15 protein-coding genes and 1 pseudogene are annotated in these 13,473 nt (G+C 70.9%); 10 read left to right on the top strand and 6 right to left on the bottom strand.

Annotated features, from left to right (window positions below):
- Positions 1-299: pseudogene (locus tag ACYVIP_RS29155) on the top strand (hypothetical protein); the annotation flags it as partial.
- Here the strand turns inward: ACYVIP_RS29155 and ACYVIP_RS29150 are convergent.
- Positions 289-1,095, bottom strand: coding sequence for a methyltransferase domain-containing protein (locus ACYVIP_RS29150; RefSeq protein ID WP_460402012.1), 807 nt, complete (start codon positions 1,093-1,095; stop codon positions 289-291). The pseudogene ACYVIP_RS29155 and the gene ACYVIP_RS29150 sit on opposite strands and share 11 nt — an antisense overlap.
- Positions 1,074-1,574, bottom strand: a complete 501-nt coding sequence (locus ACYVIP_RS29145; protein ID WP_460402010.1) for a DUF2505 domain-containing protein — start codon at positions 1,572-1,574, stop codon at positions 1,074-1,076. Before ACYVIP_RS29145 ends, ACYVIP_RS29150 begins: the two co-directional genes overlap by 22 nt.
- Before the next feature lie 25 nt (positions 1,575-1,599).
- On the opposite strand from ACYVIP_RS29145, the gene ACYVIP_RS29140 reads away from it, so the two are divergent.
- Entirely contained in the window at positions 1,600-2,700 is a 1,101-nt protein-coding gene (locus ACYVIP_RS29140) for a UDP-N-acetylmuramate dehydrogenase (protein WP_460402008.1), read from the top strand.
- On the opposite strand, the gene ACYVIP_RS29135 is transcribed toward ACYVIP_RS29140, so the two are convergent.
- From ACYVIP_RS29135 to ACYVIP_RS29125, 3 genes are all read right to left on the bottom strand, one after another.
- A complete protein-coding gene (locus ACYVIP_RS29135; RefSeq protein ID WP_460402006.1) occupies positions 2,697-3,413 on the bottom strand; it encodes a Crp/Fnr family transcriptional regulator in 717 nt (238 codons plus the stop codon). The two genes, ACYVIP_RS29140 and ACYVIP_RS29135, sit on opposite strands and share 4 nt — an antisense overlap.
- 2 nt (positions 3,414-3,415) lie before the next feature.
- On the bottom strand, positions 3,416-3,607 hold the full coding sequence (locus tag ACYVIP_RS29130) for a hypothetical protein (protein WP_460402004.1): 192 nt from the start codon (positions 3,605-3,607) through the stop codon (positions 3,416-3,418).
- Between the two features lie 310 nt (positions 3,608-3,917).
- Positions 3,918-4,658 (bottom strand): SDR family NAD(P)-dependent oxidoreductase, encoded by a 741-nt coding sequence (locus ACYVIP_RS29125; RefSeq protein ID WP_460402002.1) that lies wholly within the window; start codon positions 4,656-4,658, stop codon positions 3,918-3,920.
- Positions 4,659-4,774: 116 nt separating this feature from the next.
- On the opposite strand from ACYVIP_RS29125, the gene ACYVIP_RS29120 reads away from it, so the two are divergent.
- The 5 genes from ACYVIP_RS29120 to ACYVIP_RS29100 all read left to right on the top strand — a co-directional run bounded on the left by ACYVIP_RS29120 (position 4,775) and on the right by ACYVIP_RS29100 (position 9,749).
- Positions 4,775-5,929 (top strand): L,D-transpeptidase, encoded by a 1,155-nt coding sequence (locus ACYVIP_RS29120; protein ID WP_460402000.1) that lies wholly within the window; start codon positions 4,775-4,777, stop codon positions 5,927-5,929.
- Positions 5,902-6,750: an alpha/beta fold hydrolase gene (locus ACYVIP_RS29115; protein WP_460401998.1), complete on the top strand. Its 849-nt coding sequence runs from the start codon at positions 5,902-5,904 to the stop codon at positions 6,748-6,750. The genes ACYVIP_RS29120 and ACYVIP_RS29115 overlap by 28 nt, the downstream gene beginning before the upstream one ends.
- Positions 6,751-6,763: 13 nt before the next feature.
- The gene (mshA, locus tag ACYVIP_RS29110; RefSeq protein ID WP_460401996.1) at positions 6,764-8,059 is read left to right on the top strand and encodes a D-inositol-3-phosphate glycosyltransferase; all 1,296 of its coding nucleotides are present in this window, start codon (positions 6,764-6,766) and stop codon (positions 8,057-8,059) included.
- Between the two features lie 23 nt (positions 8,060-8,082).
- Positions 8,083-8,562, top strand: a complete 480-nt coding sequence (locus tag ACYVIP_RS29105) for a type III secretion system chaperone family protein (RefSeq protein WP_460402040.1) — start codon at positions 8,083-8,085, stop codon at positions 8,560-8,562.
- Between the two features lie 437 nt (positions 8,563-8,999).
- Positions 9,000-9,749 carry a phosphoglyceromutase gene (locus ACYVIP_RS29100; protein WP_460402038.1) on the top strand — a complete coding sequence of 250 codons (750 nt, stop codon included), beginning with the start codon at positions 9,000-9,002 and terminating at the stop codon, positions 9,747-9,749.
- Between the two features lie 107 nt (positions 9,750-9,856).
- On the opposite strand, the gene ACYVIP_RS29095 is transcribed toward ACYVIP_RS29100, so the two are convergent.
- The gene (locus tag ACYVIP_RS29095; RefSeq protein WP_460402036.1) at positions 9,857-10,525 is read right to left on the bottom strand and encodes a helix-turn-helix domain-containing protein; all 669 of its coding nucleotides are present in this window, start codon (positions 10,523-10,525) and stop codon (positions 9,857-9,859) included.
- A gap of 95 nt (positions 10,526-10,620) precedes the next feature.
- Here ACYVIP_RS29095 and ACYVIP_RS29090 point away from each other — a divergent pair, with 95 nt between their 5' ends.
- The 3 genes from ACYVIP_RS29090 to ACYVIP_RS29080 all read left to right on the top strand — a co-directional run bounded on the left by ACYVIP_RS29090 (position 10,621) and on the right by ACYVIP_RS29080 (position 13,463).
- Positions 10,621-11,517: an oxidoreductase gene (locus ACYVIP_RS29090; RefSeq protein WP_460401994.1), complete on the top strand. Its 897-nt coding sequence runs from the start codon at positions 10,621-10,623 to the stop codon at positions 11,515-11,517.
- A gap of 108 nt (positions 11,518-11,625) precedes the next feature.
- A complete protein-coding gene (locus tag ACYVIP_RS29085; RefSeq protein ID WP_460401992.1) occupies positions 11,626-12,780 on the top strand; it encodes a sensor histidine kinase in 1,155 nt (384 codons plus the stop codon).
- On the top strand, positions 12,777-13,463 hold the full coding sequence (locus ACYVIP_RS29080; RefSeq protein WP_460401988.1) for a response regulator: 687 nt from the start codon (positions 12,777-12,779) through the stop codon (positions 13,461-13,463). Before ACYVIP_RS29085 ends, ACYVIP_RS29080 begins: the two co-directional genes overlap by 4 nt.
- Positions 13,464-13,473: the final 10 nt, after the last annotated feature.

Genomic DNA, 13,473 nt, shown 5'->3' with positions numbered 1-13,473 from the left:
TGGCCGGCAGGCTGGCCGCGGCGCGTCGCGGCGGGCGCGACCGCGCCGACGACGCGCGGGCGGCGCTCAACACGCGGGCCGCCCTGCTCGCCAAGCTGATCATCGACCTGGACGGCCGGTACGCCGCGAGCAGCAACAAGCAGTTCCAGCAGCGATACCGCAGCGTCACTTCCCACTACACCAAGCTGGTCGCCCAGTTCGCCGAGGCCGACGAGCGCGGCGAGGTCGACCCCGAGCTGCGCGGGCGGGTCGACGACCTCATCGACCGGGCGCGGAAGCTGGCGAAAGCTAGGAGCTGAGCGGGCGCACCGCCGCCCAGTCGACGGTCAGCTCACCGAGCCGCCAGCGCCGGCGGCCGTCGCGTACCGGCCAGTCGCGCGCCGCGAGCAGCCTGGCGGTCTCGACCCAGCGGGCGCGCGGGCCGAACGTGGCGAACGGCGCCGCGGTCGCCCAACAGCTGTCCAGCTCGCTGAACAGCGCGTGCACCCGCTCACCCGGCACGTTGCGGTGGATCAGCGCCTTGGGCAGCCGGGGCGCGAGGTCCGACGGCCGGTCGAGGTCGGCCGGCAGGCAGGCGATGGTGAACGTTCGTGGACCGGCGGCCGACAGCGTCACCCAGCAGCACCGCCGGCCAAGCTCGTCGCAGGTGCCCTCGACCAGCAGCCCGCCGGGGGCCAGCCGGGCGCGCATCGTGGCCCACGCGTCGGCGACCTCCTCCTCGGCGTACTGCCGCAGCACGTTGAACGCCCGGACCAGCACCGGCCGCTCACCGGGCAGCTCGAACCCGCCGACGGCGAAGTCCAGGCGCGGCGGGTCGGCGGCCGGCTTCGCCGCGCGCACCCGGTCGTGATCCAGCTCCAGGCCGAGCACCCGCACGTCGCGCCGGACGGTGGTGAGCCTGGCGGCCAGCTCGACCGAGGTGACCGGCGTCGCGCCGTAGCCGAGGTCGACGGCCAGCGGGGCGTCGGCGGCCAGCAGCGCGGCGGTGACCGCCGGGGTGCCGGTGAGCCAGCGGTCGACCCGGCGTAACCGGTTCGGGTTCGTCGTGCCCCGCGTTGGCGACCCGACCGGGTTCAGGCGCGCTCGGCCAGCCACTTCTCGGCGAACTCCGCCTCGGCCGTGAGCAGCTTGGTGACCTGTTCGGCGACAACCTTCTCCAGCTTGCCGCCGACCAGCGGGATGTTCACCCGCACCTCGGCGCGGATCACCAGCAGGCTGCCGTCGCGCTGGTCGCCGATGCGGGACTGGCCGCGGATCTCGCCCGGCACGCCGTTGATGGTCACCGAGGTGTCCGCGGCGTAGCGCTGGCCGTCCGGCCGCCAGCGCTCCGCGCGCTCGACCACCAGGTCGCCCCGCAGGACCGAGCGGGCGGCACTGGGCAGCCGGGTGGCCTCGACGCCCTGCCGGATGGTGAACGCGACGTCGTCGCCGGTGCGGGTGTGGGTGAGCAGAGTCGCGTTCTTACCGCCGATCTGACGAAGCCGCGCGCGTAGGAACGCCTCGTCAACGAGGGTGGAGTAGACAGTTGCGACCGGTGTGGGGAACGCGGTGCGGTGCTCCAGGCTGGTTGCCATGCGACGGAGGTTACCGTTGGAGCCCATGACCAGCCTCCCCATTGGCGCGGACGGGCTTGTGGACCGCGCGGCGGTGCCCCTGTCCGGGTACACGACCCTGCGCCTCGGCGGGCCCGCTGCCCGCTTCGTGTCCGCCGCCTCGGCAGAGGACGTCGCCGAGGCGGTTCGCGCCGCCGACGGCCGTGACGAGCGGGTACTGGTGCTCGGCGGCGGGTCCAACCTGGTGATCGCCGACGCCGGCTTCGACGGCACGGTGGTGCGGGTGGCCAACCGGGGCAGCGAGATCGACTCGCTCGGCGACGGCCGGGTCGCGCTCACCGTCGAGGCGGGCGAGGACTGGGACACCGTGGTGTGCCGCACGGTCGAGGCCGGGCTCGGTGGGCTGGAGTGCCTGTCGGGCATCCCGGGGTCGGTCGGCGCTACGCCGGTGCAGAACGTCGGCGCCTACGGCGTCGAGGTCGGCCAGCTGTTGATGTCGGTCGACCTGCTCGACCGGGCAAGTGGGGAGATCCGCACGCTCGGGGTGGACGAGCTGGGCCTTGGCTACCGCACCTCGGTGCTCAAGGGCAGTGAGCGGGCGGTGGTGCTGCGGGTGCGCTTCGAGCTGACCGACGGTGGGCTGTCGGCGCCGATCCGGTACACCGAGCTGGCTCGGGTGCTCGGCGTGCGGCAGGGCCGGCAGGTGCCGGTCGACCAGGCGCGGGCGGCGGTGCTGGAGTTAAGGCGGGGCAAGGGCATGGTGCTCGACCAGGACGATCACGACACCTGGAGTGTGGGGTCGTTCTTCACCAACCCGATCGTGCTGGACGCTGACATCAGTGAGGTTCGGGGTCGGATCGAGGCGCAGGTCGGTCATGACGTGCCGGTGCCGCAGTACCCGGCGGGGCCGGGGGCGTCGAAGCTGTCGGCGGCGTGGCTGATCGAGCGTGCCGGGTTCGCCAAGGGGCACGTCGGTCCTGGCGGCCGGGTGTCGTTGTCCGGCAAGCACACCCTGGCACTGACCAACCGGGGCAGCGCGACCACCGACGACCTGCTCGCCCTTGCCAGGGAGATCCGCGACGGCGTGCGGGCCACCTTCGGCGTCGAGCTGCACCCGGAGCCAGTGCTGATCGACTGCGCCCTCTAGAAACTCAGGTCGAGTTCCTCCTCGGTCGGTGGTGGCGCGTGCAGCATGCACCATGCGTAGTTGGTGCTGAGCCTTCCGGCCTGGCGCAGTCTCTGCAGCGCGGTCTCGACGGCGTTGGGTGATGCGCCGATGGCGGCCGCGAGATCGGCCTGGGTGAGCCCAAGGTCCAACTCGACGCTGCCACCGAACAGTGAGCCGTGGCGCCGGCCGAGAGTGACGAGGAAAGCCCACAACCGTTGGTCGACCCGTCTACCGGAATGGGATCGGTGCAGAGTGGTCTCCCGGATCCAGTAGGCCATAGCGTGCATCGTCGCCCGCGCGATCTCCTCGTCGCTGCTCAGCAACTCGCGGAACTTGTGTCGGGGAACCGCCATTACCAATGTGTGTAGTTTTCCGCGCAGGCTGGCTGGCACGGGGTCGATAAACAGGTTTTCGCCATTGAGCACGTCGCCGATGCCGGCGATGCGATCGATGGTCTGGTGGCCGTCCTGGCGGAGGCGATAGATCCGGACCGTGCCGGACAGCACGATGATCACCGGCGAGTCTGCGGCCATCCAGTCGATCTGGTTCAGGTTTGCGAGCAGGGTCGCGTGCCGTTCCAGCCTGCCGATCGACTCCGGCGACAGCCCGGCCATGAAGGAGTCGGGCAGCCATGGGTCGTCCGTGCCCCGGCGATGCCATTTGACGATGTTCTCAACGAGTCCGAAACCCATGATCAGGCCGAGACGTCGAGCAGTACATACAGGACGGCGGGTAGGCTGGCGATCAACGCGCCAACGGCGACCAGGGTCCGGCTGACCCGGTCGGGAGTCATCGCGGTCAGTCGCCAGACGAGAAATCCGATCAGCAGCAGAAACGCCAGGGCGACCAGCCCGGCGATGAGTAACGAGACAACATCTCGCGTCATATGTCCACACCTTTAGCCTTCGCGGAGCCTGGATTCTTGTGCCCGGTAACGGCACGCGGCGGACATTAGAAGAGGTAGCACACCGGGCGCTACCTCCTGCTGTGGGTCTGCGAATTTCTGCAGGTGATGGGGTTTTACCTGTCGGACACCGGCATAGCTCACCGACACCATTTGAGGGTGAATTCCCTGATCCTGGGGGGTGGGTCGAACGACGCGGGAGAAGAATGAGGGCCACGGCGGCATGTTCTTCGCGGAGCCTGGGCCGTGGCGGTGGGCGTCGGGGGTGGTAGCCCGGCGGCCCACCGCCGACTCACTCCCGGTGGGCGCGCGTGGCCGAGGCCTGGGCGCGGGGCTTGAGGGTGATCTGGTCGATGTTCACGTGCGCCGGCCTGGTCGCGGCGAACACGATCGTGTCCGCGACGTCCTCGGCGGTCAGCGGCGTCAGGCCCCGGTAGACCCCGGCCGCCCGGTCGGCGTCGCCGGCGAAGCGGACCGTCGAGAACTCGGTCTCCACCATCCCGGGGAGGATCTCGGTGAACCGGATCGGGTCGCCGAGGTGTTCGCCGCGCAGCGTCCGGTGCAGGGCCGACTGGGCGTGCTTGGCGCTGGTGTAGCCGGCGCCGTTGTCGTAGACCTCGGTCGCCGCGATCGAGGTCACCGTCACCACGTGCCCGTCGCCGGAGCCGATCAACGCCGGCAGCATGGCCTTGGTCATCCGCAGCGTGCCGAGCACGTTGGTCTCCCACATCCAGCGCCAGTGCTCCTCCGACGCGTCGGCCACCGGCTCGAGGCCGCGCGCGCCGCCCGCGTTGTTCACCAGCAGGCGACACTCCGGGACCTCGGCCGCGAACGCCGCGATCGACGAGGGCTCGGTCACGTCCAACGGCAGCGCGGTGCCGCCGATCTCCGCCGCGATGGGGTGTAGCCGGTCGACTCTGCGGGCACCCAGGACAACGTGAAAACCGCTGCTGGCCAGGCCCCGGGCCGTCGCCGCGCCAATGCCGGAGCTGGCGCCGGTAACGACGGCGATGCCAAGTTTGTTCACGTGCATGAATCTTCAACGATTCATGGAAGAGATGGTATGACCACTGTCACACTTGGTGGTACGCACCTCGATCGGCACTCGGGCGTCCTCACAACACGCAGGCACACGGGCGGAGGTATCAGGTGAGATCAACAGGGCCACTCGGTCGGGTCGGCACGCTCGTGGCGATCCTGGCACTGCTGTCGTCGTGCACCTCGGCCGAACAGGGCCAGGCCACCGCGGGCGACGCGCCACCGGCCAAGATCGCCCTGGCCCCGGAGGACGGCGCCAAGGACGTCTCCGTGCTCGACCCGGTCAAGATCACCGTCGCCGGTGGCGAGCTGACCGAGGCCGCCCTGACCAGTCCGGCAGGCGAGCCGGTCGCCGGCGAGATCGCGAAGGACAAGCTCAGCTGGACCAGCGGCGAGGTGCTCGGCTACGGCAAGACCTACACCTACGCCGCCACCGCGAAGAACGCCGACGGCCGGGAACAGAAGCTGGCGGGCACCTTCAGCACGCTGGCTCCCGCCGCGACCCCGCGCGCCACGATCAACCCCGGCGACAACGCGACCGTCGGCGTCGGCATGCCGGTCAGCGTCAAGTTCCCCGAGGGCCCGGTGGAGGACAAGGCCGCGGTGGAGAAGGCGCTCACCGTGGACACCTCCCAGGAGGTCGAGGGCTCCTGGGCCTGGCTCAACGACCAGCAGGTCAACTGGCGGCCGAAGGAGTACTGGCCGGCCAACACCGAGGTCAAGGTCACCGCGAAGCTCTACGGCCTGGCCTACGGCGGCGGCGCGTACGGCAAGGCCGACCTCAGCACCACGTTCACCATCGGCCGCAACCAGGTCGTGAAGATCAACACGCCGGAACACAAGATGAACGTCTACCGCGACGGCAAGCTGTTCCTCAGCGTGCCCTCCAGCAACGGCCTGGACGCCGACCCGAACCTGAACACGCCGAACGGCACCGTGATCGTGATGGCCAAGGAGCCGGTCGGCGACTTCTCCAACCCGCGCTACGGCTACACCAACGTGAAGAAGAAGTGGGCCGTGCGCATCTCCAACCACGGCGAGTTCATCCACGAGAACGAGGAGAACCGGGCCAACATCGGCAAGACCAACAGCTCGCACGGGTGTGTCAACCTGTTCGAGGCCGATGCCAAGCGCTACTTCGACAGCGCGCTGATCGGCGACCCGGTCGAGGTCACCGGCTCCAAGTCCAACTTCCCGACCACCTCGGACGTCTACGACTGGCTCATCCCGTGGGACCAGTGGCAGACGATGTCGGCCCTGTCGTAGTGCGCCTGCTCACCGGCGCGGGCGGGGTACCGCTCGCGGTCAGGGAGGCGGGCGAGCCGGGCGCGCCACCGATCGTGCTGCTGCACGGCTGGGCGGCCAGTTCCGCCGCGTGGGCCGCCCAACTCGCCGATCCGAGCCTGACCGCCGGCCATCACCTGATCGCGCCCGACCTGCGCGGACACGGCGAATCCGGGATCGCCGACGGCGGCTACCAGGACCCCGCCGTCTGGGCGGGTGACCTCGCCGCCGTGCTCGACCACGCCGGGGCGCCCGCGATCGTCGTCGGCTGGTCCTACGGCGGGCTCGTGCTCACCGACTACCTGCGCGAACGCGGCAGCGCGGGCATCGCCGGCATCGTGCTGGTCGGCGCGATCACCGAGATCGGCGCCGGTCGCCAGGGCGGCACGGTCGGCCGGGCGCTGGGCGCGGTGCTGCGTGAGGTGCTCGCCGAGGACCCGGCGGTGGCCGTGCCGGCGCTGTTGTCGCTGGTCGAGCGGATGACCGTGGCACCGGCGACCGGCACCGAGGTCCAGCGCAGGCTCGCGGACTGCCTGCGGGTGCCCCCGGCGGTGCGCCGGGCCCTGTTCCGCCGGGAGCTCGGCAGCGCGGACGTGCTGGCCGCGGTGGACGTGCCGGCACTGGTCGTGCACGGCGAGGCCGACGAGGTGATCGATCCGACGGCCGGGCGGTACGCGGCCGGGAAGATTCCCGGCGCCCGTCAGCGTTGGTTCCCAGAGGTGGGCCACATGCCGTTCGCCGAGCGGGTCGAGGAGTTCGACGACGTGCTGGCGCGGTTCGCTGGCTCGGTCTCGAACCACTAGTCGGGAGTCGCGCGTGTCTGTGATCGAGCTCCACCGGCCGCCGCGCCGGGTCGCCGTGCTCTCCGTGCACACCTCGCCGCTCGAGCAGCCGGGCACTGGCGACGCGGGCGGGATGAACGTCTACATCACCCAGACCGCGACCAGGATGGCCAGGCGGGGCATCGCGGTCGAGGTCTTCACCCGCGCGACCTCCTCGGAGCTGCCGCCGGTGGCCGAGTTGGCGCCCGGGGTGTTGGTGCGGCACGTACACGCCGGTCCGTTTGAGGGCCTCGGCAAGGAGGAACTGCCCGCCCAGCTGTGCGCGTTCACCGCGGGCGTGCAGCGGGCAGAGGCGCGCCACGAGCCCGGCTACTACGACCTCGTGCACTCCCACTACTGGCTGTCCGGGCAGGTCGGCTGGCTGGTGCGGGACCGGTGGGGGGTGCCGCTGGTGCACTCAGCGCATACGTTGGCGAAAGTCAAGAACGCCGCGCTCGCGGACGGTGACGTGCCGGAGCCGAGGACCAGGGAGATCGGCGAGCAGCAGGTGGTCGACCAGGCCGACCAGCTGATCGCGAACACCGCGGTCGAGGCCGCGGAGCTGGTCGACCTCTACGACGCCGCGCCGGCGAAGGTCAACACGGTGGCCCCCGGGGTGGATCTTGACCTGTTCCGCCCCGGCGACCAGGCCGCGGCCAGGGCCGCGCTGGGGATCGCACCGGAGGCCGTGGTGCTCGCGTTCGTCGGCCGGATCCAGCCGCTCAAGGCGCCGGACGTGCTGTTACGCGCGGCCGCCGAGCTGATCGCCACCGGGGCGGTGCCGCGTTCGCGGCTGGTGGTGGTCGTGGCCGGCGGCCCGTCGGGCACCGGGCTGGAGGCGCCGACCTCGTTGCACGAGCTGGCCGCCGAGCTCGGGATCGCCGATGTCGTCCGCTTCCTGCCGCCGCGCCGGGGCGCCGCGCTGGTCGAGGTGTACCGGGCGGCGGACGTGGTCGCGGTGCCCAGCCACAACGAGTCCTTCGGGCTGGTCGCCCTGGAGGCCCAGGCGTGCGGCACGCCGGTGGTGGCCGCCGCGGTCGGCGGCCTGCCGGTCGCGGTCGCGCACATGACCTCCGGGATGCTCGTCGCCGGGCACGAGCCGGCGCGGTGGGCCGAGTCGCTGCGCCGGGTGGTGACCTATCCCCGGCTGTTGGCGCGGTTGTCGGCGGGCGCGGTGGCGCACGCGAACGAGTTCTCCTGGGAGCGCACGACCGACGCGTTGGTCGCCGGCTACGTCGAGGCCGACGGCGCCTTCCGTCGCGCGTTGGCCTCGGCGGACGTGGCAGTGTGACGGCTGTGACCGATCTCGACAATATGATCATGTCCACACTGGACGAGCGGGAGTTGGTCTACGACCACCCGGCCCCGGGCCGGTTCTTCGTGACGCTGCCGGGCACCAAGAAGCTGCAGACCAACTGCTGGTTGCAGCTTGGCCAGCACGCGCTGGTGGTCGAGGCGTTCGTCTGCCGGCGGCCGGACGAGGCGTTCGCCGAGGTCTACCGCTTCCTGTTGCGCCGCAACGCGAAGCTCTACGGCGTGCACTACACGATCGACCAGGTCGGGGACATCTACCTGGTCGGCCGGCTGTCGCCGCACGCGGTCACGCCCGACGAGCTGGACCGAATTCTCGGTCAGGTGCTCGAGGCGGCCGACGGGGACTTCAACACCCTGCTTGAGCTGGGTTTCGCCACGTCGATCCAGCGGGAGTACGAGTGGCGGGTGTCGCGCGGTGAGTCGCTGGCGAACCTACGGGCCTTCGAGCACCTGCTGATCCCGAGCAAGGACGACAGCTAGCGCATTGCGACTGGGAATTCATCCGCCCCCGACAACACCGGGGGGATCGCGGCGCGGCTCGAGCGAGGGGGGAGTCGCGATCTCGAGCCGCGCCGCGTGGGTTCCCGCCGCGTCGGAGCCCTGAGGCGGGGGGCACCCTGGGATTCCGGGCGGGGTACGGCTCGGCAGGGGAGACGAGCCGTACTGCTGCCCTCTCGGATCAGGGAGTGCGTGGGAGCTGATCCGGTAGGGCGGGTGTCAACCTGTCAGAAGTCGGGCGGTTACACAAGGCCACGGCATATCTGGCGAGAAGTTAATCGCGTTCCGTAGGTAACTTTTCAGTCACGGTACTCCGTTGAAAGGCAACTGGGCGTGTATTCGGCCCCCTGTGCTCCTCCGAATGGGTGGTAGTGCTTGCTCTTGCTGCATCTGGCACGCTTTCTGACATGGCTGGATCGATGCACCCCATCGGAACCCTCGTGCTGCTTCGCCACGGGGAGAGCACCTGGAACGCGGAGAACCTGTTCACCGGTTGGGTGGACGTGCCCCTTTCGGACAAGGGGATGACCGAGGCCCGGCGCGGTGGCGAGCTGCTCCTCGACGCCGGCCTGCTCCCCGATGTCGTGCACACCTCGTTGCTGCGCCGCGCGATCACCACCGCGAACGTCGCCCTGGACGCCGCGGACCGGCACTGGATCCCGGTGAAGCGCGACTGGCGGCTCAACGAGCGCCACTACGGCGCGCTGCAGGGCAAGAACAAGAAGCAGACCCTCGCGGAGTTCGGCGAGGAGCAGTTCATGCGCTGGCGCCGGTCCTACGACACCCCGCCGCCGCCGATCGAGCTCGGCAGCGAGTACAGCCAGGACGCCGAGGCCCGGTACGCCGGGCTGGGCGAGGCCGCGCCGAGGACCGAGTGCCTCAAGGACGTGGTCGCGCGGATGCTGCCGTACTGGGAGGCCGAGGTCGTGCCCGACCTGCGCGCCGGCCGCACGGTGCTGCTCGCCGCGCACGGCAACTCGCTGCGCGCGCTGGTCAAGCACCTGGACGGCGTCTCCGACGCGGACATCGCCGGCCTCAACATCCCCACCGGCATCCCCCTGCGCTACGACCTGACCGAGGACCTCACCCCCCGCACCCCCGGCGGCGAGTACCTCGACCCCGAAACCGCCGCCAAAGCCGCCGCCGCCGTAGCCGCCCAAGGCCGCTAACCCCGCCACCCCCCCACCCCCGGCTGCAATGCCCTGAATGGGGCATTGGTGACGCTCAACGTCCTGAATGGGGCATTCAGGGCGTTGAACCGGGAGCGGGAGGAGGGTCAGACCAGGCCTAGTTCGCGGGCGCGGATGCCGGCCTGGAAGCGGGAGTTGGCGCCCAGGGCGGTCATGAGTTCGGCCACTCGGCGGCGGTAGGTGCGTACGCCGAGGTTCAGCGCGCGGGCGGCGGTCTCGTCCTTGCAGCCGGCGGCCAGGAACTCCAGCACCCTGGGCGCCAGCAGGCGCAGCTCGGCGGTCTGCGCGTCGTAGACCGCCAGCTCGGTCGCGCCCCGCCAGGCCGCCTCGAACAGCGACACCACCCCCTGCACGACCTCCGGCAGCGGGATCACGCTGTAGCTGCGCTCCCCGCCCGTCGAGTCGCCGGCCAGGATCACGATCCGCCGGTCGAGGATGATCGTCTCGTTGATCTCGTCCGGCGTGATCCGGATGTCGGCCCCGGCCGCGCGCCGCGCCGCCAGGTGCCTTGCCGACCTCGGGTCGAGCACCACACTCGGCCGGTAGATCTTGCGGACCCGCAGCCGGCCCGACCGCAACCCGGCCATGTGCTCGTCGGCGACGCTGCCCGGCCCGGGAAACCGGCGGGTGGCGACCCAGGTGCTCAGGTCGTTGGCCGCACAGTTGATCTCCGTGGCGGCCGCGAACAGGTGCGCGGTCCGCGCGAACAGCTCCTCCTCGCCGCGGACCACCGCGACCTGCCCGGTCAGCTCCATGCCGCAAGTCTTCTCCGCGCGCAACCATTCGGCCACTACCGGCAGCAAGTTGCCATCGGTGGCGGCCGAATCGCAGCCTGCGCAGGCTGGATGACATGACCTCCACCATCACCGCCGCGGCCGCCGGCACCTGGCAGCTCGGCGACCGCACCGTCAACCGGCTCGGCTTCGGCGCCATGCGGCTGCCCATGGGCGGCCCGGACCACGCCGAACGGCCTCGGGAGCCCGCCATCGCCGTGCTCCGCCGGGCCGTCGACCTCGGCGTCAACCACATCGACACCGCCGCCTTCTACTTCACCGCCCACCGCAACGCCAACGAGCTGATCAACACCGCCCTCGCGCCGTACCCGGACGACCTGGTGATCACCACCAAGGTCGGCCCCGGCCGCGACCCGTCCGGCGGTTGGCTGCCGCCAGCCACCCCGGCCCAGCTGCGCGGCCAGGTCGAGGAGAACATCCGCCAGCTCGGCCTTGACCACCTCGACGTGGTCAACCTGCGGATCGGCGAGGCGCTCGACCGCGGCACCGGATCGCTCGCCGACCAGTTCGGCGCGCTCGCCGAGCTGCGCGAGCAGGGCCTGATCCGCAACCTCGGCATCTCCAACATCAGTGCGGAGCACCTCGAGGAGGCGCTGGCGATCGCGCCCGTGGTCTGCGTGCAGAACCAGTACGGGCTGACCACCCGCCGCGAGGACGACGCGCTGGTCGAGCTGTGCGCCGAGCGCGGCGTGGCCTTCGTGCCGTTCTTCGCCATCGGCGGCGGCCCGGCCGGCCCGGTGGCCGAAGCCGAGGGTGACGCGGTCGTGGCCGAGGTGGCCGAGGCGCACGGCGCGACCCCCGCCCAGATCCGGCTGGCGTGGACGCTGCACCGGGGGCCGAACGTGCTCGCCATCCCCGGCACCGGCGATCCGACCCACCTCGAGGAGAACGTCGCCGCCGCCGCGCTGCGACTCACCGACGACCAACTGGCCCAGTTGGACACGATCAGGTGAACTGCGGCTTTCTGGTGAGCAAATATCGACGCCTTTGGTGTCGGGACAATCACCAGAGGCCCCCTTTGACTGGTCGGCGGCACCCCTGACCTGCTTACGATTCGGGACGTGACCGATCTGGTCTGGACACTGCTGGCGGCCGGTGCGCTGCTGCTCGGCCTCATCCTCGGCTTCTGGGTGGCCCGGCTACGCCACCGGCCCGCCGAGCGCGCTCCACAGGGCCCGAGCATCTCCGTGCTGGTCGGCCGGATGTTCCAGTCATCGCACAACGCGATCGTCATCCTCAACGAGTTCGGCGACGTGGTGCAGCACAACCCGCGCGCCATCGAGCTCGGTGTGGTGCGCAACCGGCGGGTGGACACCAGCACGAAGAAGGCCGCCGAGCTGGTCCTGGAGACCGGCGAGCCGGTCGAGATCGAGCTGCCGCTGGTCGACCGCACCGCCGCGTTCGGCCGGGGCCCGGAGGCGGTCCGCGGCGAGGTCCGGCCACTTGGCGACGGGTTCCTCGCCGTGGACGCCGCCGACGAGTCCGAGGCGGTGCGCCTGGAGGCCACCCGCCGGGACTTCGTCGCCAACGTCAGCCACGAGCTCAAGACCCCGGTCGGCGCGATGGCCCTGCTCGCCGAGGCCGTGCTGGACGCCGCGGACGACGCCGAGGCGGTCCGCCGGTTCACCGGCAAGATCCTGCGCGAGGCCACCCGCCTCGGCACGCTGGTCACCGAGCTGATCGCGCTGTCGCGGCTACAGGGCGCCGAGCGCCTGCCGGAGCTGAACGTGGTCGAGGTCGACGGCGTCGTGCGCGACGCGCTGTCGCGCTCCCAGCTGGCCATGGAGTCCACCGGCATCGACATCGCCACCGACCCCGACGGCGGCCTGCTCGTCGAGGGCGACCGGACCCTGCTGGTCACCGCGCTCGCCAACCTGCTGGAGAACGCGGTCTCCTACTCGACCCCGGGCAGCCCGGTGTCGATAAGCCGTCGCCAGGTCGGCCGCTATGTCGAGATCGCGGTGACCGACCGCGGCATCGGCATCCCCCCCGACGAACAGCAACGCGTGTTCGAGCGGTTCTATCGCCTCGACAAGGCGCGGTCACGGGCCACCGGCGGCACCGGGCTGGGCCTCGCGATCGTCAAACACGTCGCGGCCAACCACGGCGGCGAGGTCAAACTCTGGAGCCGCCCGGGCACCGGCTCCACGTTCACGTTGCGAATCCCGGCCCACAACGGGTCCAAGGACGTTTCCACAGATGGAGGACAGCCGTGACCAGGGTGCTGATCGTGGAGGACGAGGAGTCCTTCGCCGACCCGCTCGCCTTCCTGCTGCGCAAGGAGGGGTTCACCGCGGCGGTGGCGAGCACCGGCCAGCAGGCGCTGGAGGAGTTCGACCGCAACGGCGCCGACATCGTGCTGCTGGACCTGATGCTGCCCGGGATGAGCGGCACCGACGTGTGCCGGGCGCTGCGCCAGCGCTCCACCGTGCCGGTGATCATGGTGACCGCGCGGGACAGCGAGATCGACAAGGTCGTCGGCCTGGAGATCGGCGCCGACGACTACGTCACCAAGCCGTACTCCGCGCGTGAGCTGATCGCCAGGGTGCGCGCGGTGCTGCGCCGGGGCGGCGAGCCGGGTGACGGGGAGCTGTTGCCCCAGGTGCTGGCCGCCGGACCGGTGCGGATGGACGTCGAGCGGCACGTGGTGACCGTCGACGGCACCGAGATCGCGCTGCCGCTCAAGGAGTTCGACCTGCTCGAGTACCTGTTGCGCAACGTTGGCCGGGTGCTCACCCGCGGTCAGCTGATCGACCGGGTCTGGGGCGCGGACTACGTCGGCGACACCAAGACCCTGGACGTGCACGTCAAGCGGCTGCGCTCGAAGATCGAGCCGGACCCCGCCTCGCCCCGCCACCTGGTGACCGTGCGTGGGCTCGGGTACAAGTTCGAATCGTGAGGAAAGGCTT

The organism is Actinophytocola sediminis (assembly GCF_054779715.1).
This window is presented reverse-complemented; position numbering and strand designations above follow the sequence as displayed.